The organism is Synechococcales cyanobacterium CNB (genome assembly GCA_030263455.1).
Taxonomy (GTDB): Bacteria; Planctomycetota; Phycisphaerae; order Phycisphaerales; family UBA1924; genus CAADGN01.
In genome coordinates this window covers 19,062-45,439 of record SZOZ01000013.1, presented here as the reverse complement: position 1 = coordinate 45,439, position 26,378 = coordinate 19,062, and the positions used below count along the sequence as shown (strand labels likewise).

The following is a 26,378-nucleotide window of genomic DNA, read 5'->3' as shown; positions in this document are numbered from 1 at the left end:
TGGAGGAAACTGCTCCCTCATGGTCGCGGCTCGTTGAGGCGCGGTCGAGGCTCGTTGCTGCTGGTCACGGGGCATAGAGTTGCCTCACGCCCGAGCCGGGCGTCGGCCCTGGAGCGTCGGAATCCATGCCCCGCCCGTCTCCGTTCCCCTGGCGTGCCGTCTCGATCGTCGTGCGCGTGGTGGTCGGCGCGGGCGTGCTGTTCATCGGCATCGGCGTGTTCGCGGCGCTGGTGGCCACGAAGGAGAGGCCGCAGCGCTCCGACCACGGCGAGACCGCGCCGCTGGTGCTGACGACGCTCGCGCACCGGACGATGGTTCCCGACGTGTGGCAGGGCTACGGCACGGTACGAGCCATGGAAGCCGTCGAGGTGGCGGCGGAAGTATCCGCACGCGTCGTCGAGCGGCCCGTTCGCGTCGAGCCGGGCATGCCCATCCGGCGGGGCGACCTGCTCGTACGGCTCGACCCGCGCGACTACGCGAACCGTGCCCAGTCCGCGAGCCAGATGGTTGCAGCAACAAAGGCGGACCTGGAACGGCTGGACGTGGACGAGGCGGCGTGGCGCGAGCAGCTGGCGCTCGCGGACGAGCAGGTGGCGATCGAGGAGCGTGAACTGGAGAGAACGCTCGCCGCCGCGGAGCGCGGGGCGGCGGTGGAATCACAGATCGAGAGGCGGCGTGCGGAGATCGCCCGGATGCGGCGCGAGGCGTCGCAGTACCGCCAGCAGTTGGAGGCGGTTCCTGCGCGACGGGCCGCAATGGTCGCGCAGCTCGTGAACCAGGAGGCCTCGTCCAGGATTGCGCTCGACGACCTTGCGCGCACGACGGTCCATTCGCCGGTTGACGGCGTGTTGCAGCGGGTGGACCCGAGGCCCGGCGAACTGCTCGGCGTTGGCGCGCCGGTGGCGCGTATCGTCGATCTGCGCCGCGTCGAGGCGCCGCTGCGGCTTCCCGTCTCGGCGGCGGCGTCCGTCGCGGTCGGCGATCGGGCGGAACTGATCGCGGACTCGCCCGCGGCGATGCGGTGGGACGGTCGTGTCGCGCGCATCGCGCCGGAGGCGGACGCCCGCACGCGGACCATCACGGTGTTCGTGGAGGTCGAGCAGCGGATCGACTACGGCGCGGACGACCCGCTGGCTGGCGCGGGGGCGCTGCTGCTGCCAGGCCAGTTCGTGATCGGCCGGGTCTATTCGGGCCGCGCCGAGCCGCGGGTGCTGGTGCCGCGCCGAGCGCTCGACAGCGACCGGGTGATGGTGGTGGTGCGCGAAGGCGAAGGCTGGCGGCTGCGCTCTCGGGCGGTTGCGCCCCCCCGCTTCATCGAGGCCGAGTTCCCCGCGCTCGACCCGGACGAGACGCAGTGGGCGGTGATCCCGTCGGGCCTGGAGGACGGCGAGCGGGTCGTGCTCGCCGGTCGCGACGAACTGGCCGACGGCATGGCGGTCCGCGTGGATGACGCTCGGGCCGCGAGGCCTGCGAACGGCGCGACACCGAGGGCAGGCCCGTGAGCCTCGCTGCATTCGGCGTGCGCCGTCCCGTCGTCGCGAACCTCACGATGTTCGCCGTGCTGGGCGCGGGACTGATTTTCGGGCTGAGGCTGACGCGCGAGTTCTTCCCCGAGGTGCGGCCGACACAGGTCATGATCGCCGCGCCGTATCCCGGCGCGGCCCCGGACGAGGTCGAGCGATCGCTGGCGATCAAGATCGAGGATCGCATCCGCGATCTCGACGACGTGAAGGAGATCAACACCACCGTGACGGAGAGCGCGGCGGTGCTTCGGGTGGAGTTCCGCGAGGGCAAGGACATCGAGGCGGCGGTCGCGGAGGTGAAGCGCGAGATCGACGCGCTGCAGGACCTGCCGGAGCGGTCGGAGCGGATCACGGTCACGAAACTGGAGCCGAAACTGCCGGCGGTGATCCTGTCGCTGTACGGCGACACGGACGAGCGTGCGATGAAGGACGCCGCGCGGCGCATCCGCGAGGACCTGCGGCTGCTGCGGGGCATGGGCGACGTGGAGATCGGGGCGACACGGGGGGACGAGCTGACGGTCGAGGTCAGCCCGGCGGCGATGCTGGAACACGGGCTGAGCCTGCCGGAGGTCGCGCGCCGGGTCGGTGCGGCGATGCGCGAGCAGCCCGCGGGAACGGTGCGCGGACCGACGCAGAGCGTCTCGGTGAGGACGGTCGGAGCAAAGGAGCGTGCCGACTCGGTGCGCGAGGTCGTGGTGCGGGCCGACGAGGGCGGGCGCGTGCTCCGGCTGGGCGAGATCGCGGACGTGCGCGAGGGGTTCGTGGACACGGACACTTCGGCGCGGCTGAACGGCAAGCCGGCGGTGTCGTTGACGGTGTTCCCGGTCCAGGGCGTGGACGTGGTGACAGTGGCGGAACTGGTGAAGGCCTACGCGGCGGGGCTTCGCAACGAGCCGCTGGCGATGACGACGGGGGAGCGAATCCGGTCGGTCATGCGTCGTCCGGGCGACACCAGCCCGCCATCGGAGCGGATTCGGGCGTACGAGCTCGGTCTGGTCGCGCCCCCGCCGCCGTGCGACGTGCGGATCACGACGGACCTGGCGCGGTTCGTGGTGGGCCGGCTGGACCTGCTGACGCGGAACGCGATCTGGGGCGGGATGCTGGTGTTCCTGACGCTGGTGCTGCTGCTGAACTGGCGGGTGTCGTTCTGGGTAGCGGTGGGGCTGATCGTCGCGATGTCGGGCACGCTGGCGGTGATGCACCTGCTCGGCGTATCGCTGAACCTGCTGACGATGTTCGGGCTGATCGTGGTGATCGGCATCCTGGTGGACGACGCGATCGTGGTGGCGGAGAACATCACGGCCCGCCACGAGAGCGGCGAGGGGGCGATCGACGCGGCGATCAACGGCACGGGGCAGGTCGGATGGCCTGTCGTGGCGACGGTGCTGACGACGGTGTTCGCGTTCCTGCCGCTCGCGCTGATCGAGGGAAACATCGGCGACTTCCTGAAGTGGCTGCCGATGGTGGTGACGTGCGCGCTGGTCGCGTCGCTGCTCGAATCGCTGTTCATCCTGCCGGCGCACATGGCGCACAGCCTGAAGAAGGCGGACCGGCTGCGCGCGGAGGGGCACGTCGGCCGCCTGCGACGCGTCGAGAACGCCTTCGACCACGCCCGCGACACGCTCTTCTCGAAGTTCCTGGTGCCGGGATACCTGCGCGTTCTGCGCGTGGCGCTGCGGCGGCGGTACATCACGCTCTGCATCGCGGTCGCAACGCTCGCCGTGTCGATCGGTCTCGTCGCGGGCGGACGGCTGGAGTTCATCTTCTTCGAGACCGAGGACGCCGAGACAATCAACGTGCAACTGCGGATGCCGATCGGCACGCCGGCGGCCGAGACCGACCGCATCCTGAGGCGGATCGAGCGCGCGGTGCTGAATCAGCCCGAGGTCCGCGATGCATTCACGGTCGTCGGCGCGATGGGGGACATCAACGGTGAGGGGGGGGACGCCGTCCAGAGCCACCTTGGGCAACTCATCATCGAACTGCACCCCGTCGAGCGGCGCGATCGCACCAGCGACGACGTGGTGAACGCCGTCCGCGCTGAGGTCGGCGAGATGCCCGGCGTGCGCTCGCTGCGGTTCGACGCCATCGGCGCGGGGCCGGGGGGGCCTGCCCTGACGTTCACGGTCGCGGGTGCGTCGCAGTCGGCCATCGACGCGGCGGTCCGGCAGGTGAAGGAGACGCTCCGCGCGATTGACGGCGTCTTCGACGTGACGGACGATGCGGACGCGGGACAGCCCGAGATCCGCCTCACGCTCCGCGACGGCGCGAGCGAACTGGGCTTCACCGAGGCGTTCCTGGGCGAGCAGGTGCGCGCCGCGGTCTTCGGGCTGGAGGCGTACACCTTCCCCGGCGACCGCGAGGACGTGGACGTGCGAGTGATGATGCCGGTCGAGTTCCGGCGCAGCCCTGCCGCGCTCGAACGCATGTTCGTCATTGCACCGGGCGGCGAGCCGGTGCCGCTGGGCGAGGTGGCGCACGTCACAATGACACGCTCCTACGCGACGGTGCGCCGGCTCGACGGGCGGCGCGCGGTGACGGTGAACGCCGAGGTGGACCGCAAGGCGGGGGTGAACCCCGAGCGCGTGACCATGGCGGTGCGGCCCGACCTGCGGCGCATCGAGGCCGAGGTGCCCGGCGTGCGCATCCTCGAACGCGGCCGACAGAAGGAAGTTCAGGAGTCGTTCAGCACGCTCCCGATCGGCATGGCGGTGGCGGCGGGGCTGATCTACGTCTGCCTCGCGTGGCTCTTCGCGTCGTACTCGCAGCCGCTGATCGTGATGACGGCGATCCCGTTCGCCGTCATCGGCATGATCTGGGGACACGTGATCCTGGGCTTCAGCATGACGTTTCTGTCGCTGATTGGTTTCGTCGCGCTCTCGGGCGTGGTGGTGAACGACTCGCTGATCTTCATGGACTTCTTCAACCAGAAGCGGGCCGAACTGCCGAGCACCTGGCACGCGGTCCTTGAAGCGGGGAGGGCGCGCCTGCGGCCGATCCTGCTCACGACCATCACGACCGTGCTCGGCCTCAGCCCGCTGATGCTGGAGCAGTCGTTCCAGGCGCGGTTCCTGATCCCGATGGCCATCACGATCTCGTTCGGCCTGATGTCGGCAACGCTGCTCATCCTCGTGGTGCTGCCGTGCCTGCTGCTCATCCTCGAGGACGCGGCGCGCTGGCGGCGCATCCTGTGGACCGGCGCCTACGAGCCGCCGCCGACCCCTCCCGAGCCGAACGGCACGCCCGGACTGGCCGAGAACGGCGAGGGCTGACCATCGCCACGGTCGGCCCGCGCGGTAGGCTGTCGGCATGATGAGCCGACTCCTCGCCGCCGTCGCCGTGTCGTGCGTCGCATCGCTCGCCGATGCGCAGCCTCGGACCGTCTACCTCAACGCGAACGTCCACACCATGGACCCGGCCCGCCCGCGCGCCGAGGCGTTCGTCGTCGAGAGCGGGCGGTTCGTGGCGGTCGGGTCGAACGCCGACGCCATCGCCGCGGCGGGACCGGAGGCGGAGCGCATCGACCTGCGCGAGATGACGGTGCTGCCGGGGCTGATCGACGCGCACGGGCACATGGCGGGGCTGGGCGCGCTGGGGCTGGGGATGCTCGACCTGCGCCTGTCTCGCTCCTACGACGAGGTCGTCGCCATCGTCGCCGCACGCGCGCGAACCACGCCGCCGGGCGAGTGGATCGTCGGGCGCGGGTGGGACCACGAGTCGTGGCCCGACAAGCGCCTGCCCACGCACGACGCGCTCTCGGCCGCCGTGCCGGATCACCCCGTCTGGCTCTCGCGCGTCGACGGGCACGCGGGACTGGCGAACGACGCGGCGATGCGGCTCGCGCGCATCGCCGACGATACCGCCGACCCGCCCGGCGGCGAGATCGTCCGCGACGCCCACGGCCGCGCCACCGGCATCCTCATCGACAACGCCATGCCCATCGTGCGGGCCGCCATCACCGGCGCGGGCGTCGGCACGACCGAGGAACTCCTCCTCAAGGCCCAGGAGTTGTGCCTCGCCGTCGGACTCACCGGCGTCCACGACGCGGGCGTCGGGCCGGACGAGATCGAGACCTACAAGTGCCTCGATGCGGACGGGCGGCTGAAGATGCGCATCCACGCCATGGTCGCGGCCGCGTACGCCCCTCGGTACTTCGAGGAGCAGGGCATCCACGAAGGCCCGCGGCTGAGCGTGCGGGCGGCGAAATATTACATTGACGGGGCGATGGGCTCGCGCGGGGCGTGGCTGCTCGACCCCTACGCCGACCGCCCCGTCGGCCCCGGCGGGGACGCCTGGCACGGGCTGGCGGTGACGCAGCCCGAGGCGATCGAGACCGCCGCACGGCACGCGATCATCCACGGCTACCAACTGTGCACCCACGCCATCGGCGACCGGGCCAACCGGGCGGTGCTGGATGCGTACGAGCGTGCCCTCGCGTCGTCGCCCTCGCCGGATCACCGCTTCCGCATCGAGCACGCCCAACTGCTGCACGCGGACGACATCCCCCGCTTCGCCGCGCTCGGCGTCATCCCGTCGATGCAGCCGACGCACTGCACGAGCGACATGCGGTGGGTGTACGCGCGCGTGGGGCCCGAGCGCGGGCGCGGGGCGTACGCCTGGGCGAGCCTGCTGCGCACCGGCGCCCGCATCGCCGGCGGGAGCGACTTCCCGGTCGAGAGCCACAACCCCTTCCTCGGCCTGCACGCGGCCGTCACGCGCCAGACCGCCGAGGGCGACCCGCCCGGCGGCTGGCACACCGAGCAGCGCATGACGGGAGAGGAGGCGCTGCGGGCCTTCACACTGGACGCCGCGTACGCCGCGTTCTGGGAGGAGATCACAGGCTCGATCGCCCCCGGCAAGGAGGCGGACTTCATCGTCATCGACCGCGATGCGCTGACGTGCGAGCCGGGCGAGATCCCGGGGACTCGCGTGCTGCGCACGGTGGTCGCGGGGGAGACGGTGTTTGAGAACGAGCTGCGGGAGTGACAGCGCGATGCACGCGAAGACGAGCCGTGACCGAAAAGAGGTAACATGAGTGAGGACGAGCCGCGACCGTAAGGGAGCGGTCGGGCCGCCACACCACACGCACACGCCGCCACTTTCACGCCACCCGCGAGACTGACCGATGCCGGACGCCGACCCGCAGAACACTGACTCGACCATGGCTCGACGGCACCGCCGACGGTGGATAAGGCGCACGCGGATCTCGCTGCCGGCCGGGTTCATTGTCGCGGTATGTGTCGCTTGGGGTGTGGCTGCGCTGCCGCACCTCGGCAACCCTACCGCTCTGTCCGTGATACACGAGGAACGCGATGGTATTCATGTTGTTGGCGACACCAGCGTGAGACCGGGGCACACGCAAGTATGTGTGTATTTTACTGAGGGCCGGGCAGCTGAGCGATTTGCTCATGCGATCCGATCTGGTATTGAGGGTAGAGCGCATCGCTAGGGAGTCAACTTCCATGGACTTCAGAGGTCGCCATATTGGTCGTCTGCCCGGCTACCGGCCCGATCACTGTTGAGCACGCAGGATGTTCTATCGTCACGATATGATACCGCGTGCGGTTGGCCGATGCGCGCGCTCATGCGAACCGATGTGTATCTGCCTGATCCGAATGAAGTCTCAGCAGGAACAACAGTGAGCGAGACGCCATCGCTCTGGACGTTGAAGATTCATCGTTATGTGTGGCTCCCCTATGGCCCCATCTGGCCCGGACTGCTCTTCAACACGCTCTTTTACGCCGCGATCTGGCTTGCGTTCTTCACCGGCCTCGCCGCGGTGCGCACCGCCCGGCGGATCCGGCGCGGGCTCTGCCCCGTCTGCCGCTACGATCTCCGCAGCCTGCCGCAACGCGCCTGCCCCGAGTGCGGGTGGGGCCGGACGCCGGCCGCCCCACAGGCAGCGGACACTTGAGCGATTCCTACGCCGACGCCGAGATTCAGCTCGTCTGCTGTGGCAAGACTAAAGTTGTAGCAGATCGGCGAGAGACGGCCATCCAGATCGGGCAAGGGGCACAGCACCCGGGGTGTGCCGCCTGTAGCGATTGGGCGCCTGCCCCGTCGCTTCAGCTTCACCCCTGCCAGGACAAACAGCGCGCAACGTTCCCGCTCGCGCTGCATATGCTGCACTTCGTTCTTGGTGAGAATCACGCTCTGTCCATCTCCGACCGTTCCCTTGATCTCAACAAACAGCGGAGGCCTACGCCTCTTCGAACAGTACAGGTCGTACGGCTTGGTTTTATGCACCTTGTGGTCAACCGAGTAGCCTAGCTTCCTGAAGTGTTCGATCGCCCTTTTCATGGCGAGGTCTTCGACAGCCCTGCGCTCGGCAGCGGTCCCGCGGAAGCCTTGGCCGCTGCTTCGGAACTCGGCCTCCTGGTAGATCTCCTGCGCTTTGTCCTCAACGACAGTCGGAGCGCCATCCAAAAGGTTCGGGCCTGCGTATTCGCGAACGAGCTGAAGGGCTGTATGCATCCAACGCTGCAAGTCAGGCGAGCCCGCTTCGTTGAAGGGATAGCGAATATTGCTCTGACCGAAGGCACCTTTCGTGTTAGCCGGCACCGGCAAGCTCCTGAAACGGATCGGGAGCAAGCAACATTCAGCAGGATCGGCATCACACGAGTACGCGTACTGGTCGGCGGGAACAGGCCGGGGTCGGCTGCTCTCATAGACGGTGGCATTCCGGTGCCACCCAATCACGACCTGCCCACGACCGAGCTTCGCCGGGCTGGTCGAGACAAAGACGACAGTGACGCCGGAGAGCGATTGTCCGCGGGCGGACGGATCGATCCTTGAGAGGTTTAACCTTCCTCCCCGCGACTCGATGTACCCGAGCAACCTGCCGTCAAACCTCCGGAAGTTGAACAGTTCGCTGCCGATGTGGTTCTTGTTGTACCGGCCGCCGCCGATGGGCCGCTCATCCCCGGGCTGCGGGCCCATGTACCACTCCATCCACCCGACCCTGGTGAAGACGACCCTCTCCTTCATAAGGCTGTCCTCGGCAAGGTGGCACTGAGTTTCTGTGCCACCGGTTCGGCTCCGCGAGCTTGGCGCTTCCGGGGGCTCTGGCCGTTGCCCGCCATGCCCAGGAGTCTACTGGCCCCTGTCGACCACCGCAAACCCGACTGACCTGCCCCCAAGTTCTGTACCACTGTCTATGAGAGTCTTGGTTCAAGGATAGGGAGCGACGGCCAGCGTCGCCGCGAACGTTGCGGGGGGCAGGCCACCCCGAGTGCGGGTGGGGCCGGGCGCCGGCCGCGCGACAGGCCGCGGACACATGATCGGCCGTGGGGCGAGCGCATCACGTTGGCGTTAGGGCGATCGCCACGGTACGCGATCGGTCATTCGGCCGGAGGGCTGTGATGTCTCTCCAGCCCGAAGGGCTGCGTCGTCAGTAGCCGGGGGTCGAGCGAGTCTTCGAGCGCGACCCCCGGATTATCACGCGAACCACCGGAGCCCGAAGGGGTCATCGTGGTCACGACGTGCACGCAGCACGAGCAGCCCTTCGGGCTGCGGAACCGAATGAAACGGAATGGGTGGGTCGCGCTCTCCGGGGGTGTCGTCGCAGAGCCTCCTCCACCCCCGGCTACAAACGATGCAGCCCTTCGGGCTGAGAAGCCGTCGGAAGGCTTCAACCTTTCAGACCCGCCACCGAGATTCGCATGGCCTACCCAACGTTCCGCGCTCGGTGGCTGACGCGGCCTCTGCCCCGTCTGCCGCTACGATCTTCGCGGCCTGGATGCCGAGCGGCCGTGCCCGGAGTGCGGCGCAGCGGCGCGGGGGACGTTCGCGGCGAGCGACAAGGGAGGTGGCTGAGTGCCCACGGCTGTTGTTCTCGGGAGCGGGCTGGTCGGGGCGGTGATGGCCGCGGACCTCGCGACGGACGCCGACTTTCGCGTGACGATCGCGGACGCGCAACCGGATGCGCTGGAGCGCGCCCAGCACTGGGCGGGCGGGCGGCTGCGCACCGTGACGGGCGACCTCTCCGACACGGACCTTGTCCAGCATCTCGCGGCGGAGCACGACGTGGTGCTCGGCGCGCTGGCCAGCCGGCTGGGCTTCCAGACGCTCGAAGCCGTCATCGAGGCGGGGCGGCCGTACTGCGACATCTCGTTCATGCCCGAGGACGCGCTCGACCTTGACGCGGCGGCGAAGGCCCGCGGCGTGCCGACGGTGGTGGACTGCGGGGTCGCGCCGGGGATGAGCAACCTGCTGGCGGCGTTCGAGGCGGGGCGGATGGAGGAGTGCGAGCGGATCGACATCCTCGTCGGCGGGCTGCCGCGAGAGAGGCGGTGGCCGTTCGAGTACAAGGCGGGGTTTTCGCCGCACGACGTGATCGAGGAGTACACGCGGCCGGCGCGGTTCGTCGAGGGAGGCGAGGTGGTCGTGCGCGAGGCGCTGAGCGAGCCGGAGCTGATCGACTTCGAGGGCGTGGGGACGCTCGAAGCCTTCAACACGGACGGGTTGCGGTCGCTGGCACGCACGATGCCCGTGCCGAACATGAAGGAGCGGACACTGCGCTACCCGGGGCACATCGAGTTGATGCGTGTGTTTCGGGCGACGGGCCTTTTCGGGCACGAGCCGATCGAGGCTGGGGGCGTGAAGGTGCGGCCGATCGATGTGATCAGCGCGCTCATGTTCCCGATGTGGTCCTACGGGCCGGGCGAGGAGGACCTGACGGTGATGCGGATCACGGTCGAGGGCGTGCGCGGCGGGCGGCGCGAGCGGCGCGTGTGGGACCTGCTGGACTGCTACGACCCCGAGACCGGCTGGACGAGCATGGCGCGCACGACGGCGTTCCCGTGCACGATCGTGGCGAGGATGCTGGCGGCGGGGCGGATCACGACGCCGGGTGTGCTGCCGCCGGAACGGCTGGCCGGCGACGAGGCGCTGGTACGGGACGTGCTGGCGGAGCAGGAGAAGCGTGGCGTGCGGTACAGGCAGCGCGTGGAGACGATGTAGGGCGCGCCCCGTGAAGGCGTGAACAGCGCCGCGAGGCGCGGCTGCGCTACGCTTGTCGGGTCGGTCGCGCTGCGCGGGCAGGCGGCGCGGCCCGCGCGTCTCGACGGTGAAGCCATGACCGATCGGCTGGGCATCTCGAAGACCTACAAGCTCTTCATCGGGGGTGCATTCCCGCGCAGCGAGTCGGGGCGGTCGATGAAGATATCGACGGCGGACGGGCGGATCGTCGCGCACCTCTGCCGCGCGAGCCGAAAGGACCTGCGCGACGCGGTCGAGGCGGCACGGGCGGCGCAGGACAAGTGGGCCGCGGCGACGGCGTACCTGCGGGCGCAGGTGCTGTACCGCCTCGCGGAGATGATGGAGGGCAAGCGGGCCGAGTTGCGTGCTGCGATCGACCCGGGCGAAGGCGCCGAGGCATCACGTCATCAAAGCATCGAGACGGAGGTGGAGCGGGCGATCGATCGCGTGGTTCACTACTCCGGATGGGCGGACAAGTACCCGCAGGCGCTGGGGTGCGCGAACCCGGTCGCGGGACCGTACCACAACTTCACGGTTCCCGAGCCGGTGGGCGTGGTTGGCGTGGTTTGCCCCGACGATGCGCCGCTGCTTTCGCTGGTCTCGCTGGTCGCTCCCGTGGTGTGCGCGGGGAATGCGTGCGTCGTGCTGGCGAGCGAGCGCAGCCCGGTGGGGGCGTGCGTGCTCGCCGAGGCGATCGCGACGAGCGACATGCCGGGCGGCGTCGTGAACATCCTCACGGGGGAGCGCGAGGAACTGGTCCCCCACTTCGCATCGCACCGCGGCATCGACGCCATCCACGCGGCGGGCATGAGCGACGAGCGCCGGCGCACGCTCGAACTCGGCGCGGCGGAGAACCTGAAGCGGGTGAAGGCGTGGCATCCGGAGCCGGACTGGTTCGACGACGCGGCGTGCGAGTCGCCGTGGTGGATCGAGCCGTTCGTCGAGTTCAAGACGGTGTGGCACCCGAGCGGGGCCTGACGTCACGGCGTGCCGGCGTGCTCGACGACCGCGACCGCGGTGTCCTCGCGCCAGTGCTCGGGCCAGACGAGCTCGACCTCGGCGTCGAAAAGGGCGAGGAGCGCGCGGAGTTGTCGCTCGATGCTGGCGCGGGCCTCGGCGGCGTACTTGTGCTCGTTCTCGGCGAAGAGGCGCGCGGCCTCGTCCTTGGCTCGCTCCATCAGTTCCTTCTGCCGCTCGGCGGTCATGGGCAGCACGTCGATGAGTTGGAGCAGTTTGCCGTCCTGCACGTCGTAGGGCGTGACGTCGGTCAGGCGCAGTTCGCCGTGCGCGGGGGGGAGACGCAGGCGGTAACGGCCGGGGCCGATCTCGCGCACGTCCTTCGGCCGGATCTCGGCGAGGTTGATCGAGTACTGCTTCTCGAAGTGGAAGATCATGGCAAGTCGGGCGCGGCTGAGGAGCAGCGGCGGCAGCCAGGGCAGACCGTGTGTCGCCGTCGCGATCTCCTTGGCGCGGACTTCGAGGCCGACGAGTTTGCCGACCGAGGCGACGCGCTCGGCGATCGTGTGTGATTCGACGGTCGTGCGCGCGGCTCGGGGAAGGAAGCGGCGGCTGAGCCACCACACGAGCGCAGCCCCAGCGGCAAAGGCGGCGAGGAGCGCGAAGAGTCCGAGCCAGAACGAGCCGGGCATGGGTGATTATTGGGCCGGTCCGGCGTCGGGTTTCGCCCGTGGGTCGGGCGGCGTCGAGAAGGCCCCGATCACGAGGTGCGCGCTGATGCTGAGCAGGATGACCGATGCAATGCCGGCGAGGCAGACGACCACGACGCGCACGATGCCGATCGCGGAGTCCACGGGCGCGAGAACGACCTCGTCGCCGTTGAAGGCGACGATCCATCCTGCGGCGGCCGCGACGGGCGCGGCGCAGGCAACGCCGAGCGCCAGTTTGGGCCATGCGCGGCGGTCGCGTCCGAGCGCGGCGAACAGCGCCATGACGCCCAGCATGCCGGCGAGCGCGTTCTGCGCAAGGAACCACGGGTCGCGGACGAGACGGCGCATGGCGTCGGTGGTGCCGATCGGCTCCGCGGCGGCTGCGAGCACCGCGCTGAAGCGTCCGAGGGTCGTGCCGGTGAAGATCGCGCCGGCGAAGCAGACCAGGGCGAGCGCAGGAGCGGGCGTGCCCGGCGAGCGCGCCACGAGCAGGGCGATGAGGCCGGTCAACGCGATGATGATCTGGAAACCCGCGGCGAACCAGACGGGCGGGGAGGCGAGCAGCGCAAGAATTGCGCCTGCCGCGCCGAGCAGACAGGTGACAGCGCCGAGCACTCCGATCGTTCGTCTGAAGAGCGCGGTCATGGATGGGTCGGGCGTGGTCATGGCGTTGTCGGGATGAGCACGGGCGGGGTGCCCCAGCCACAGTCCTGAACGCACTTCCAATCGACAGTTGGAGGGAACCGGTTTCGGGAAGTGCGGAGGATGGTTGCCGGTGTGGGAGTCGGGGACAAGCGTCGGCTGGCGAAGAGCCGATGAAAGGGTCCGGGGGCGGTGCGTGCGTGGCCCGGGCTTTGCGGCCGCGTGTACGGACGGGCACCAGAAACACGGGTGGCCGATCGGGGAGCGTTCGGGATGGGCGGGATCACGACCGGCATCGGGCTGTTCAGCGGGATCGACACGGCGACGCTGATCCAGCAGTTGCTGTCGCTCGAAGCGAGACCCAAGGCGCTGGCCCAGCGTCGCATGGCCCAGCTGCAGTTGCAGCAGACGGCATACATGGACGTGAACGCGCGGATGTCCGCGCTGCGGTCGGCGGCGTCGGGCTTCCGCACGAACCGGACGTTCTCTGCGATGGCCGCGTCGAGCAGCAACGCGAACGTGCTGACGGCCACGGCAGGGATCGGCGCATCGCCCGGCTCGTACAGCTTCGTCGTCGATCGCCTGGTGTCGAGCCAGCAGCTGCTCTCGCGAGGGTTCGCCGACCGGGACATCTCGTCGGTCGGGGCGACGGCGTTCACGTTCGAATCGGCCGAGGCGAGGCTGGACCGCGACGTCGCGCTGGCGGACTTCAACGCGGGGGAGGGCGTGAAGCGGGGCAAGATTGTCATCTCGCAGGGGTCGTCGAGCGCGACGATCGACCTGTCGAAGGCGGTCACGGTGAACGACGTGATCGACGCCATCAACGCGGCGGCCGAGGTGGACGTGACGGCGAGCGTGAGCGGGGGCCGGTTCGTGCTGACGAGCACGGCGGATTTCTCGGTGTCGAACGCGGCCGGGTTCACGACGGCCGAGTCGCTCGGCATCAAGGGATCGTCGTCGTCGGGCACGCTCAACGGCTCGGAGGTCTACTACGCGGGGAGCGGGACCGCGCTCGCTTCGCTGAACGACGGCAACGGCGTGTTCATCGGAACGGACATCAGCACGACGCGCTACGACTTCACGATCAGGATCGATCCGGGCGGCGCGAACCTCTCGGTGAACGTGAACGTTGGCGCGAAATACGACGCCGACCTGAACCTCGTGCAGGGACCGGTCTCGACGCTGGGGGGCGTGATCGAGCGGATCAACGCCGCCCTGACCGATGCCGGTCTGAACGCGGACGTCTCGGCGTCGCTCAGCGGCGGCAGGATCGTGCTGACGGACACGCAGGGCCGCTCCCTGCAGGTCGTCGAGAAGAGCGGGACATCCAGCACCGCCAGGGACCTCGGCATCCTCGGCTCGGCCACGGGCACGCTGACAGGGAAGCGTGTGCTCGCGGGCCTGAACACGACCCTCGTCTCGAACCTCAACGGGGGGGCGGGCATCACGGGAGACGGGACGATCTCGTTCACGGCCCGCGACGGCACGTCGTTCTCGGCCGATCTGTCCGGCGCGGAGACGATCCGCGCGGTGATGGCCGCGATCAACGATGCCGCGGGCAACGGCGGGCGGATCGTTGCCTCGCTCAACGGCGCGGGCAACGGCCTGCTCATCACCGACACGACGGGGGGCGGCTCGAACCTGATCGTGACGGGCGAGACGGCCGAATCGCTCGGCATCGCCACCGAAGCCGGCGGCGTCGCCAAGTCCAGCGTGCAGGGCGCGAACCTCCAGCACCGCTACGTCACGCTCTCGACGCGGGTCGCCGACCTCAACGGCGGGCGCGGTATCGGCACGGGAACCTTCCGGCTCACCGACGGCAACGGCAAAACGGCCGTGATCGACATCGGCACGGACACGAAGACCCTCGCCGACCTGATCCAGGAGATGAACGCGCAGGCCGGCGCGCTCGGGCTGAACCTCGTCGCGTCGATCAACGCCAACGGCGACGGCCTGCTCGTCCGCGAGAAGGACGGGGAGCCGGAGGGCGGGGCGGCGATCAAGATCGAGGACCTGACCGGCACCGTCGCCCGATCGCTGCGCATCGCGGGCACGGCGTCCGGCACGGGGGACGACAACTTCATCAGCGGCTCCTACGAGACGACGGTCGAGTTCGACGCCGCCGACACACTGGACACGGTGGTCAGGAAGATCAACGAGGCGGGCGTTGGCGTGCGGGCCACGGTCATCAACGACGGGTCGGGGTCCAGCCCGTTCCGCATCAGCCTGGTCTCGGCCGCTTCGGGACGGGCCGGGCGGTTCATCCTTGACGACGGGGGGCTTGCGCTCGGGCTGGAGACGCTCGACGCGGGCGAGGATGCGCGCGTCTTCTTCGGTTCCAGCGACCCGGCGAAGGCGGTCCTGCTGACGTCCTCGACGAACACGCTCGACACGGTCGTTACGGGAGTGACGATCGACCTGCACGCGACCAACCCCAACCCGGTGACGCTCACGGTCTCGCGCGACACGGGCAGCATGGAGAAGGCCATCGACGACTTCATCAGCGCGTACAACGCGGTCCTCGACCGCGTGAAAACGCAGACGAAGTTCGACCAGGAGACCAACGTCCGCGGCCCGCTGCTCGGCGATTCCACGGTGGCGAACCTCCTCGCCTCGATGCAGCGGACGATCCTCGGCGAGGCGAAGGGCGTAACGGGGCGGTACACGCGCCTTACCGAGGTCGGCGTGAAGGTCGGCGAGGGGGGGAAGCTCTCGATCGATCGCAACCGGTTGCGCGAGGCGATGGAGTCCGATTTCGCCGCCGTGCAGGAGGTCTTCGCGGCGCGCGAGGTGGCGGCCAGGGAGGAGTTCATCGAGATCGAGCCGGGCGTGTGGGTGAAGAACACCAGCACGAAGGACGAGTTCTCCAAACTCGGCGTGCTCTACCAGGTGGAGGAGTTGGCGAAGCAGTACGTCGATTCGGTGGACGGCGTGCTGAGGCAGCGCGACCGCACCCTGGCGACGCAGATCGAACTCCAGAGCAAGCGCATCGAGGCTTTCGACGTGCGGCTCGAGCAGCGCCGAAAGCAGCTCGAAGCGCAGTTCCTGGCGATGGAGCGGGCGCTCGCCGCACTCCAGTCGCAGCAGAGCGCGCTGGCCGGCATCTCCTCGCTCCTCGGAGCACGGTAGCCGACGACGGCGCGGAGCGTTTCGCGCCCCGTGCCCCCCGGATTCACGGCGGCGAATACACTCCCGTCGTGGCCACCCAGCGCGCACAATCGCAGGTCTGGACCACGCGAAGACTGCTCGCGTGGATGGGCGAGGCCTTCACGAAGGCGGGCATCGACTCTCCCCGGTTGTGCGCGGAGATGCTGGTGCTGCACGTGATCGGGTGCGACCGGCTTCGGCTGTACACGGACCCTGACCGGCCGGCGTCGCCGCTCGAACGCCAGGCGCTGCGCGACCTCGTGGCCCGCGCCCTGCGTCACGAGCCGGTGCAGTACCTCACGGGCGAGGCGTGGTTCTTCGGGCTGCCGTTCAGGGTCGATCGGCGCGTGCTCGTGCCGCGGCCCGCGACGGAGACGATCGTCGAGCACGTGCTGCAGCACGCCCGTGCGACTCCGGGCTTCGGCGGCGCGGAAGGCGACGGCACGCTCGTCATCGACCTGTGCACGGGTTCGGGGTGCGTTGCGGTGGCGCTGGCGACGCGGTTGCCGCACGCCCGCGTCGTGGCGACGGACGTTTCGGGCGAGGCGGTCGAAGTGGCGCGCGAGAACGCGGCGCGGCACGCCGTGGCCGACCGCATCGACTTTCTCGTGGGCGACCTCTTCGCGCCGCTGGCCGAGCATCCGGCGGCGGGAACGAAGGGGCGGGCGCACTACCTCGTCGCCAACCCGCCGTATGTCCCTGACGATGAGTGGGCCGCTGTGCCCGCGAACGTGAAGGACTACGAGCCGGAGACCGCCCTTCGCGGCGGTGAGGACGGGCTGCGCTTCGTGAGGCCGATCCTTGAGCATGGGGCTGCCCACCTGCGACCGGGGGGGATGATTGCGGTCGAGATCGCGGAGTCGCGGGCGGCCGACGCTCTGGCGATCGCGCGGGGCGTGTGTGAGCTGGAGGATGCTCGCGTGGTTGACGACTTCGAGGGGAGGCCGCGGGTGGTGATGGCGCGGCGGCGAGATTGATCTCGTGCGGAGGGCGCAGAGAGCGCGGGCGAGAACAGGACGTTGCCCGATCCCGCCCGCGCCACTCCGCCACTCGGCGGCTGCATCACTTCGTCACTTCCGCGCCTCGATGTCCACGCTCGTGACGAAGTCGGCGACGGTCGCGCCCGACGGGAGCGACTCGGCGATCTTGGCGTAGAGCGGATCCTTGAAGCCGCTGAGCGCGGCCACGTAGCCCGGCTTCGGGGTGACGCGCACGTCCTTGAGGCCGGCCTCGCGGGCCATGCGCTCGACGTCGGCGACCAGCGCCGCGCCCGAGACGCAGCCGATCATCGCTTCGACCATCGCCAGAACGCTCGCTGGGAGCGGGCGGAGGAGGGCAAGGTCCGAGATGGCGACCCGCCCGCCGGGCCTGAGGACCCGGGCGATTTCGCGCCAGACGCGGGGCTTGTCGGGCGAGAGGTTGAGGACGCAGTTCGAGATGACGACGTCGACGCTCGCATCGGCGACGGGCAGGCTCTCGATCTCGCCCAGGCGGAACTCGACGTTGTCGAGGCCGGTGGAGCGGCGGTAGTGGTCGAGGTTGCGGCGTGCCTTGGAGAGCATGGCGGGCGTCATGTCCACGCCGATGACGCGCCCCGCCGCGCCGACCTTCGGGCCGCAGAGGAAGACGTCGAAGCCCCCCCCCGACCCGAGGTCGAGGACAACCTCGCCGGGCCGGAGCGCTGCGATCGCGCCCGGGTTGCCGCAGGAGAGGCCCATGTTCGCACCCTCGGGCAGCGCGGCGACCTCTTCGGCCGAGTAGCCGATGCGCTGGGCGAGGGTGCCGGCGTCCATCGTCGGTCCGCAGCATCCCCCGCCGCAGCACCCGTCGCCGCTCTCGGCAATGGCGCCGTAGCCCTGGCGCACGACGTCGCGTGTATCAATCTGTGCACTTTTCATCTCGCACGTCCTTTCCGGCCTTGTCAGGCCTTGACCACCGAAGGCCGGTACAGCCGCCTGCCCAGCCACAACGACACCGACACCAGCCCGATGAGCACCGGCACCTCGACGAGAGGACCGACGACCGTGGCGAACGCCACGCCCGAGCCAAGCCCGAAGACCGCGACCGCGACCGCGATCGCGAGTTCGAAGTTGTTGCCCGAGGCGGTGAACGCGAGCGTCGTCGCCCGCTCGTAGTCCGCGCCGAGGCGGTTCGCCATCAGGAAACTCACCAGGAACATCACGACGAAGTAGACGGTCAGGGGCAGCGCGATCCGCAGGATGTCGAGCGGCAGCTCGACGATCTTCTCGCCCTTGAGGCTGAACATCACGGCGATCGTGAAGAGGAGGGCGATGAGCGTGACGGGCGCGATGGTCGGAATGAACCGTGCCGAGTACCACGCGTCGCCCTTGAGCGGGCGGAGGACGAAGCGCGTGAGCATGCCGCCGAGGAAGGGGATGCCCAGGTAGATCATCACGCTGCGGAAGACCTCCCCGATGCCGACGTCCACGACCGCGCCTTCGAGGCCCAGTGCGGGCGGGAGCCAGGTGACGAATACCCATGCGTAGGCGCCGAAGAAGAGCACCTGGAAGATGCTGTTGAAGGCGACGAGGCCTGCGGCGTAGTCGCTGCTGCCGCGGGCGAGATCGTTCCAGACCAGCACCATGGCGATGCAGCGTGCGAGACCGACCATGATGAGGCCGATCATGTACTCAGGGTGCCCGTGCAGGAAGACGACGGCGAGGGTGAACATCAGCACGGGGCCGACGATCCAGTTCTGGACGAGGGAAAGGGCGAGGATTTGCCAGTCGCGGAAGACTTCGGGGAGTTTCTCGTAGCGCACCTTGGCCAGGGGCGGGTACATCATCAGGATCAGGCCGACGGCGATGGGAATGTTCGTTGTGCCAACCGAGACGCGACCGAGCGCCTCGGGAACGGCCGGGGCGAAGCGGCCGATGAGCACCCCCGCTGCCATGGCGAGGAAGATCCACGCCGTCAGGAAGCGGTCGAGGAATCCGAGCCGCTTCGTGCGGGGTATCGGGCAGGCGGGCGTGCAGCAGGTGTCTGTTGCTGGACCTCTCATCGCTCGGTCTTCCTTTCCGGCACGCCGCGGCCGGTTGCAAGCCGCATCGGGAGAGAACGCACGAACTCGCGGATCTCGTCGCGCACGCGCCGGTAGTGGGCGAGCGCCTCGGCTTCCGACTTCGCCTCGCGGGCCAGCCGGGGCGGGTCGTCGAACGGGGCGTGCAGCGTTCCGGCCGCACCGGGCACGACCGGGCACGCCTCGCGCGCGTCGTCGCAGACTGTCACGGCGAGGTCGAACTGCTCGTCGGCGAGGTCCGCCAGGCGCGTCGAGCGCTGGCCCGCGATGTCCACGCCTGCTTCACGCATGACACGCACCGCCATTGGGTCGATCTCCTTCGGGCGCGTCCCGGCGGACCGTGCCTCGATCAGGTCCGCGTGGAGCGCGCGCGCCCAGCCCTCGGCCATCTGGCTGCGGCAGGAGTTCCCGGTGCAGACGAACAGCACCCGCCTTCGCGCAGGATCAGACATAACGCCTCCAAGTCCAGCCGCAGAATCTCACGGAGCGATCGCGCGTCCTCGCGCCCCATCGGAGTGCGGGCGAAGGCGTCGAGCGCGGCTCGCACGATCGCGGCCTCCGGCTCGGGCGGCTCCGCCAGCCGGTAGTGCATCCACCGGCCCTCCTTGCGGCTCATCAGCACGCCCGCGTAGGCGAGCACTTTCAGGTGCTGAGAGACGGTTGAGGGGGCCAACCGCACCAGGGCCAGCAGCTGGCAGACGCACAGTTCCCGGCCGCGGCAGGCGAGGGCGAGCCGGAGCCGGGTTTCGTCGGCCAGGGCTTTGAGAACTTCGGCGGGCACGGGTCACTCCGTTATTTCGGCAAATGACGAAGTATACCATGCCGCCGGGACGGGTCAAGGGTAGTTGAAGAAGACAACTCCGCCCTCTCCGCGCTCTCCGCACCGACTCCGCGACTGCCCCGCCCAGTGCCGTTTCCGGCGTGAGATTCACTTCGCCTCGTGCCAGTCGCGGCTCACGGCCGAGTCCGCCACCAGCGGCACGTCGAGCGTCATCGCGTGCTCCATCCGGTCCACGATCACGCGGCGCGCCTCCTCGGCCCGTTCTTCGGGAGCCTCGAAGACGAGTTCGTCGTGAATCTGCAGCAGCATCCGCACACCCTCGATCTCGGGTGGTCTGCCGCCGCGGTGGTGGGCCGCGTGGGGGCTGAGGCGGCGGTGCAGGTCCACCATGGCGATCTTGATGAGGTCGGCGGCGGACCCCTGCACCACGCTGTTGATCGCCGTGCGCTCGGCGAGGGCGCGCCGCTGCGGGTTCGTCGATTCGATGTCGGGGATCGAGCGGCGGCGCTTCATCATGGTCTCGACGTAGCCGCGGCGTGTCGCCTGCTCAACGCACTCCTGCAGGAAGGTCGTGATGCCGGCGAAGCGACGCTTGTAGCCGTCGATGATCTCGGTCGCCTCGGTGTTCGAGACGCCGAGGCGGCGTGCCAGCCCGTAGGGCGTGATGCCGTACACGATGCCGAAGTTCACCATCTTTGCGCCGTTCCGCTGCTCGCGTGTGACCTTCTCGACGGGCACGCCGTGGATCTGGGCGGCGACGGCGGCGTGGATGTCCTGACCCTCGCGGAATGCGGCGATGAGGGCCGGGTCGCGTGAGAGGTGCGCCAGCAGCCGCAGCTCGATCTGCGAGTAGTCGGCGGTGATGAGCACGCGGCCGGGCGGCGCGACGAACGCCTTGCGGATCTCGCGACCGACGTCGGTGCGGATGGGGATGTTCTGGAGGTTCGGGTCGCTGGAACTGAGCCGCCCGGTGGCCGCGACGGTCTGGTTGAAACTGGCGTGGATGCGCTTCGTCTCGGGGTTGATCTCGTCGCGCAGGCTGACGAGATAGGTGCTCACGAGTTTCGTGAGTTGGCGGTAGTCCAGGACGAGCCTGGGAATGGGCGACTCGACGCCGGCGTCCTCCGCCAGTTTTTCGAGCACCTCCGCGTCGGTGCTCGGGCCGGTCTTGCCGCGCTTCGTCGCGCGCAGGCCGAGGCCGGGCTCGGGCGAGTCGGGGCGGTTGAAGAGCACGGCGGCGAGTTGCTTCGGCGAGTCGGGGTCGAAGGTCCGGCCCAGGGCGTCGAAGGCCGCGTCTGATATCTTCGATTTGAGGTCTGCGATCCGGGATTCGAGGCGTTGACGCTGGCGGTCGAGTTCGTCCGGGTCCACCAGGATGCCGTTCCACTCGAGCTCTGCGAGCACCTCGACCAGCGGCATCTCCAGCCCCGCAAAGAGCGGCATCAGCCCCATCGCCCGCAGCCTGGGCGCCATCGCCCGGGCCAGTTGCAGGGCGACGTCGGCGTCCTCGGCGGCGTAGGGCGTCGCCTGCTCCAGCGGCACCTGGTCGAAGGTCCGCTGCGTCTTGCCCGTGCCGATCAGTTCCTTGATCGAGATGTTCGTCCGACCGAGGAGTGCGAGAGCGAGCGCATCGAGCCCGTGGCTCGAACGCGACGAGTCGATGAGGTAACTCGCCACCATCGAGTCGCAGGACGGAAAGTCCTCCGCGTTCCCGCCCGCCCGGGAGAGACCGCGCAGTTCGACGCCGTGGCGGCGCAGGACAAGCATGTCGTACTTGAGGTTGTGGCCGAGTTTCGGCTTGTCCGGGTCTTCGAGCACGGGGCGCAGGGCGTCGAGCACGGCGCGCTCGTCGAGGTGCGTCGCCTGCTCGGGCGAGCGCACGGGCACGTACCACCCCGCGCCCGGCCCGACGGCGAAACACAGCCCGCAGAGCGCGGCTCGCATGGGGCTGACCGAGGTCGTCTCGGTGTCCACGGAGACGGCCGGGGCGCGGCGCAACTCCTCAACGAGGGCGTCCAGTTCCGCTCGCGTGCGCACGCAGCGGTAATCGCCCTCGGCCTTCGGGCGCACCGACGCACCCGGCGCCTGCGCGAAGAGCGAATCGGCGAACGCGCCGGATTCCTCGCCCGTGCCCGGCTCGTCAGGCCTGCGCGCCCCAGGCCCGGCGAGCAGCTCCCGCACTTCATCCTGGTAGCGGTTGAAGCCCAGTTCCTTGAGGATCGGGAGCAGGCGTTCGAGCCGGAGCCGGCGCACTGACGCGGCTTCAAGGTCCAACTCCGCCGGGGCGTCGCGGCGCAGCGTGACCAGCTGTCTGGACAGTCCGAGCCTCGGCGCGGCCTCGCGGAGTTTCTCGCCGCGCTTGCCCTTGATCTCGTCCGCCCGGGCGAGCAGCGCGTCGAGCGACCCGTACTCGGCGATAAGTTGGGCGGCGGTCTTCGGCCCCACGCCCTCCACGCCGGGCACGTTGTCCACCGTGTCGCCCATGAGCGCGAGCATGTCCACGACCTGCGCCGGCGAGAGGCCCGTCTCCTCGCGCAGCTTCGCCTCGTCGATGACGGCGTCGTGGTGCACGTCGTACAACTCGACCACGTTGTCGCGGAGCAGTTGCTTGAGATCCTTGTCCTTGCTCACGATCCGCACACGCAGGTCGGGGTGCTGCTCTTTCAGGCGGTCCACGACGGTGGCGATCACGTCGTCGGCCTCGAAGCCCTCCGCGCCGACGATCGGCACGCCGATCTCGCGCAGGATGCGCAGACAGCGCTCGACCTGCACGGGCAGGTCCTCCGGGGGGGGCGGCCGCGTCGCCTTGTACTCGGGGTAGAGGCCGCTGCGGAACGTGCCGCGGTCGCCGGAGACGTCCAGCGCGACGGCGACGTAGTCGGGCATGCCGCCGACCGCGCCCTCGCCGCGCAGCAGCTTCAGGAGCATGCCGACGAAGCCGAAGGTGAGGTTGGTCGGTTCGCCCGTGACGGGGCTGCTCATGGGCGTCCGGATCGCGTGGTACGCGCGGAAGAACTGGGCGTACCCGTCGATCACGTAGAGGGTCTTCATCGCGGCATGGTACGGTCCGCGAGGGCTACCAGCGGAGGACGCCCTCGCCGCGCAGCCCGCCGCGGACGATGGCGATGGGGAGTCGTCGGTCGCGTGCGCGTTCGATGGCGCGGCGCAACTCCTCGACGTCCTTCACGGAGCGGCCTCCGACGGCGACGATGACGTCGCCCGGCTCCAGCCCGACCTGCGCCGCCGGGCCGCCTCGATCGACGCGCAGCACGAGCAGTCCCTCGGCGGGCGCGTTGCCCGTGCCGCGGAGGTCGGGTCGCATGGGCGCGGCGGCGAAGCCGACGGCGTCGAGCCACGCTCCGCCGAGCGCGGCGGTACGGTCCACGATCGTCGCCCGCAGGCGCGACGGTCGGCCGTCTCGCACCACGTCCATCTCGACCTCGCTGCCGGGCGGCGTGAACTGCACGGCGCGCACGAGCTGGTCCTCGCTGGCGACCGCGCGGCCGCGGTATCGGGTGATGACGTCGCCCGTCCGCAGGCCGGCTCGTTCGGCGGGGCTGCCGGGGACGACTCGCGTCACGACCACTCCGCCTCCCGTTGCGCCGGCGGACTCCTGTTCGGTGAGCGCTCGCATCTCGACGCCGAGCCAGCCGAAGTCGGCGCGGCCTCCGCGCACAATGTTGTCGGCGACGGCGCGAGCGAGTTCGGACGGGATGGCGAAGCCCAGGCCGATCGACCCCCCCATGCGCGTCGAGTAGATCGCGGTGTTGATGCCGATGACCTCGCCTTCGACGTTGATGAGCGGGCCGCCGGAGTTGCCGGGGTTGATGGCGGCGTCGGTCTGGATGTACTCCTCGGCCTCCTTGAACTCGTCGGAGCCGATGCCCAGGCCGCGCCCCTTCGCGCTCACGATCCCAGCGGTCACCGTGCGCGCAAAGCCGAACGGGCTGCCCACCGCGAGCACCCACTCGCCGACGCGCACGCGGTCGGAATCGCCCCACGCTGCGGCCTTCAGCCCGTTGGCACGCACGCGCAGCACGGCCAGATCGCGGAGTTCGTCGGTCCCGACGACCTGGGCCTCGAGTTCGCGCCCGTCGGGCAGCCTGACGATCAGTTGCGTCGCGCCCTGCACAACGTGGTTGTTGGTCAGGATGAGGCCGTCCTGGCTCACGATGACGCCCGACCCGAGGCCGGAGCGGCGGAAGGTCCGGTTCTGCGGGCGGCCGAAGAAGTCGCGGGCGACGAGTTGCCGCTCCTCGACCGACGTGATGTGGACCACCGACTCCTCGACGCGGGCGACCGCGCTCTCGAACACCCGCGACAGGCCACGGGCGTAGTCGTAGTCGGCCGCTGACGGCGCATCGCGGTCCGGCTGCGCCAACGCCTGACCCGCCAGCACGAGAGCGATCGCAACCACCGCCGGGCGACGCCACCACGCAACGCTTGAAGCCATGCTCACGGTCCTCCCGGCTCGACGCCGTACTCCGCCCACGAGGACGAGGTCTCCCACACCCGCACGCGCTCGACGATCAGGTCGCGCGGCAGGGCGTAGCGGTGCCCCACGGCGTCGGCGTACGAGCGCCCCGCCTCGACCTCGCCCTTCAGATGCTCGTAGATGCGCCGCGCGATCGCCTCCGTCGTGGGGTCCTCGCCCTCGAAAACCACCAGCCGGCCGCCGACGGTGTCTCGCAGGACGGGCAGGGCGGGGTCGTCGCTGTTCACGAGCAGAGCATGGTCGAGAGCATCGAGATAGGACTCGAGGGCGAGCCGCAGAGCCTTGAAGTCGCAGACCATGTCGTGCTCATCCAGCCGCCGGCGCGCCACGACGACCTCGACCCGGCGGGAGTGCCCGTGCGGATGCCGGCACCGGCCGGGGTGCTTCGAGAGCATGTGCCCGCTCTCGATCTCGAACGACTTGCAGACGCGGTAGGGCATGGAAAAGCGAACAGCGAAAAACGAAAAGCGAACATGAAGCACAGAGCGGACGAGCCGGGTGAACGTCGCCGGCGCACCGGAGCGGATTCTACGCGCGCCGGTCGGCGCTGCGACACAAGCCGAGCCCGCGCCGACCCTTGCTCCATGTTCGCTCTTCGTTTTTCGCTGTTCGCTGTTCCTACGTCCCCCTCGTGTTCCCGAACAACTCGACGTGAAGGCGGTGGCAGTACCGCCAGCCGCGGCGGAGGCACTCGTCCACCGCCCAGCGCACCGAGGTCGGGTCGGGGACGGTGGTGCCTTCGGGCATGAGCATGACGTCCGACGGGGCCAGGCCGCGGAGTTGCCCGAGCAGCGCGTCGATCTCCGGCAGGTCCGCGGGCGACGACACGACGAACTTCACCTGCCGATCGGGGTGTTCGTCGACGAGGCGCTGCAGTACGGGCAGGTTGAGCCGGCGCGTCTCGTGGCGCGCGGTCCACTCTCCGAGCGGGTCGCGTGGATCGCCGATGGGCGTCGAGTTGCGCAGTTTCGGGCTGAGGCTCAGCAGGTCGCACGCGACCCCGCGATGCACCGTCCCCGCCGTCTCGACGGTGACGTGCAGGCCCGTCTCGCGCAGCGCGTGCGTCAGCGTGGTCACCTGTGGGAAGATCATCGGCTCGCCCCCGGTGACGACCGCGTGTCGAGCGCCACTCGATTCGGCGCGGCGAACGAGCTCGCCGATCTCGACGCCCCTTCCCTCCGGCGACCAGCTGGCGTAGGGCGTGTCGCACCAGGCGCAGCGCAGGTTGCACCCGCTGACGCGCACAAAGTACGAGGGCACGCCGGTCAGCTTCCCCTCGCCCTGGATCGAGAGGAAGGTTTCCGCCACCGGGATGGACGCGCTGCTGCTCACAGACGCACCAGGCTCCTCTGCGTCACTCAGTCACTTCCCACTTCCGCGTAGTCCGTCGGGTCCGGCACGCCTGCGGCCTCGAACCCGCGGCGTCGAATCGTGCACGCGTCGCACACGCCGCAGGCACGCCCACGCTCGTCAGGGTCGTAGCACGATCGCGTGAGCGAGTAGTCCACGCCGAGACGCACGCCCTCGCGGATGATCTCGGCCTTGGTCATGGCGATGATGGGCGTGCGCACCGACACGCCGCGCCCCTCCACACCCGCCTTCGTCGACAGGTCCGCCGCACGCTGGAACGCCTCAACGAACGCCGGTCGGCAGTCCGGGTAGCCCGAGTAGTCCACCGCGTTCACGCCGACGTGCAACTCCGCCGCCCCGAGCGCTTCCGCCAGCCCCACGCCGATCGAAAGGAACACGAGGTTCCGCGCCGGCACATAGGTCGCCGGGATGCCGTCCCCGATCTCGGCCTCGGTGCGCCCCCCAGGCACGGCGATGTCGTCCGTCAGTGCGCTCCCCCCGATCGCGCGCAGGTCCACGCGCACGACGCGGTGCGACGCGGCACCGAGGCTGGAGGCGACCCTCGCGGCCGCATCCAGCTCCAATCTATGCCGCTGCCCGTAATCCACGCTGAGCGTGTGGCACGCCAGCCCGGCGGCGTGGGCCATGGCCAGCACGGTCGCGCTGTCCAGCCCGCCGGAGAGCAGCACGACCGCCGATCGTCGATCCTTCGATGCCGCATTCGCCACGCGCAACTGTAGAGGGGCGGCAGCGA

The 26,378-nt window shown here is 69.6% G+C and carries 19 protein-coding genes; 7 read left to right on the top strand and 12 right to left on the bottom strand.

The features are described 5' to 3' along the window. The first annotated feature begins 125 nt into the window (after positions 1-125). The 3 genes from FBT69_13105 to FBT69_13095 are packed head-to-tail and all read left to right on the top strand — an operon-like array spanning position 126 to position 6,509. Entirely contained in the window at positions 126-1,502 is a 1,377-nt protein-coding gene (locus tag FBT69_13105) for an efflux RND transporter periplasmic adaptor subunit (GenBank protein MDL1905728.1), read from the top strand. Further along, positions 1,499-4,795, top strand: coding sequence for an efflux RND transporter permease subunit (locus FBT69_13100; protein MDL1905727.1), 3,297 nt, complete (start codon positions 1,499-1,501; stop codon positions 4,793-4,795). The genes FBT69_13105 and FBT69_13100 overlap by 4 nt, the downstream gene beginning before the upstream one ends. A gap of 37 nt (positions 4,796-4,832) precedes the next feature. Then, positions 4,833-6,509: an amidohydrolase gene (locus FBT69_13095; protein MDL1905726.1), complete on the top strand. Its 1,677-nt coding sequence runs from the start codon at positions 4,833-4,835 to the stop codon at positions 6,507-6,509. 840 nt (positions 6,510-7,349) lie between these two features. Here FBT69_13095 and FBT69_13090 read toward each other — a convergent pair. Then, complete coding sequence (locus FBT69_13090) at positions 7,350-8,510, bottom strand: DUF3883 domain-containing protein (GenBank protein MDL1905725.1); 1,161 nt, start codon at positions 8,508-8,510, stop codon at positions 7,350-7,352. A gap of 828 nt (positions 8,511-9,338) precedes the next feature. On the opposite strand from FBT69_13090, the gene FBT69_13085 reads away from it, so the two are divergent. Together FBT69_13085 and FBT69_13080 are read left to right on the top strand one after the other, a co-directional pair. Beyond that, on the top strand, positions 9,339-10,484 hold the full coding sequence (locus tag FBT69_13085) for a saccharopine dehydrogenase (GenBank protein ID MDL1905724.1): 1,146 nt from the start codon (positions 9,339-9,341) through the stop codon (positions 10,482-10,484). A 114-nt stretch (positions 10,485-10,598) separates the two neighbouring features. Further along, a complete protein-coding gene (locus FBT69_13080; protein MDL1905723.1) occupies positions 10,599-11,480 on the top strand; it encodes an aldehyde dehydrogenase family protein in 882 nt (293 codons plus the stop codon). Between the two features lie 2 nt (positions 11,481-11,482). Here FBT69_13080 and FBT69_13075 read toward each other — a convergent pair whose 3' ends face one another. Further along, positions 11,483-12,151 carry a DUF4230 domain-containing protein gene (locus FBT69_13075; protein MDL1905722.1) on the bottom strand — a complete coding sequence of 223 codons (669 nt, stop codon included), beginning with the start codon at positions 12,149-12,151 and terminating at the stop codon, positions 11,483-11,485. Between the two features lie 6 nt (positions 12,152-12,157). Next, a complete protein-coding gene (locus FBT69_13070) occupies positions 12,158-12,835 on the bottom strand; it encodes a hypothetical protein (protein ID MDL1905721.1) in 678 nt (225 codons plus the stop codon). A 249-nt stretch (positions 12,836-13,084) separates the two neighbouring features. On the opposite strand from FBT69_13070, the gene FBT69_13065 reads away from it, so the two are divergent. Both FBT69_13065 and prmC read left to right on the top strand, forming a co-directional pair. Beyond that, the gene (locus FBT69_13065) at positions 13,085-15,940 is read left to right on the top strand and encodes a hypothetical protein (protein ID MDL1905720.1); all 2,856 of its coding nucleotides are present in this window, start codon (positions 13,085-13,087) and stop codon (positions 15,938-15,940) included. Positions 15,941-16,008: 68 nt separating this feature from the next. Beyond that, positions 16,009-16,935 (top strand): peptide chain release factor N(5)-glutamine methyltransferase, encoded by a 927-nt coding sequence (prmC, locus tag FBT69_13060; GenBank protein MDL1905719.1) that lies wholly within the window; start codon positions 16,009-16,011, stop codon positions 16,933-16,935. 93 nt (positions 16,936-17,028) lie between these two features. Here the strand turns inward: prmC and arsM are convergent, their stop codons facing one another. The 9 genes from arsM to queC form a co-directional block, all read right to left on the bottom strand. Beyond that, positions 17,029-17,856, bottom strand: a complete 828-nt coding sequence (gene arsM / locus FBT69_13055) for an arsenite methyltransferase (protein ID MDL1905718.1) — start codon at positions 17,854-17,856, stop codon at positions 17,029-17,031. A gap of 23 nt (positions 17,857-17,879) precedes the next feature. Further along, the gene (gene arsB, locus FBT69_13050; protein MDL1905717.1) at positions 17,880-18,980 is read right to left on the bottom strand and encodes an ACR3 family arsenite efflux transporter; all 1,101 of its coding nucleotides are present in this window, start codon (positions 18,978-18,980) and stop codon (positions 17,880-17,882) included. After that, positions 18,977-19,450, bottom strand: coding sequence for an arsenate reductase ArsC (locus FBT69_13045; GenBank protein ID MDL1905716.1), 474 nt, complete (start codon positions 19,448-19,450; stop codon positions 18,977-18,979). Before FBT69_13045 ends, arsB begins: the two co-directional genes overlap by 4 nt. After that, positions 19,348-19,779, bottom strand: coding sequence for a winged helix-turn-helix transcriptional regulator (locus FBT69_13040; protein MDL1905715.1), 432 nt, complete (start codon positions 19,777-19,779; stop codon positions 19,348-19,350). Before FBT69_13040 ends, FBT69_13045 begins: the two co-directional genes overlap by 103 nt. 147 nt (positions 19,780-19,926) lie before the next feature. Then, a complete protein-coding gene (polA, locus tag FBT69_13035; protein ID MDL1905714.1) occupies positions 19,927-22,830 on the bottom strand; it encodes a DNA polymerase I in 2,904 nt (967 codons plus the stop codon). A 25-nt stretch (positions 22,831-22,855) separates the two neighbouring features. Then, complete coding sequence (locus FBT69_13030; protein ID MDL1905713.1) at positions 22,856-24,232, bottom strand: PDZ domain-containing protein; 1,377 nt, start codon at positions 24,230-24,232, stop codon at positions 22,856-22,858. A gap of 2 nt (positions 24,233-24,234) precedes the next feature. Next, a complete protein-coding gene (locus FBT69_13025) occupies positions 24,235-24,714 on the bottom strand; it encodes a 6-carboxytetrahydropterin synthase (GenBank protein MDL1905712.1) in 480 nt (159 codons plus the stop codon). Positions 24,715-24,892: 178 nt separating this feature from the next. Continuing rightward, on the bottom strand, positions 24,893-25,588 hold the full coding sequence (locus FBT69_13020; protein MDL1905711.1) for a 7-carboxy-7-deazaguanine synthase QueE: 696 nt from the start codon (positions 25,586-25,588) through the stop codon (positions 24,893-24,895). A gap of 44 nt (positions 25,589-25,632) precedes the next feature. Next, positions 25,633-26,352 carry a 7-cyano-7-deazaguanine synthase QueC gene (gene queC / locus FBT69_13015; GenBank protein MDL1905710.1) on the bottom strand — a complete coding sequence of 240 codons (720 nt, stop codon included), beginning with the start codon at positions 26,350-26,352 and terminating at the stop codon, positions 25,633-25,635. Positions 26,353-26,378 lie beyond the last annotated feature (26 nt).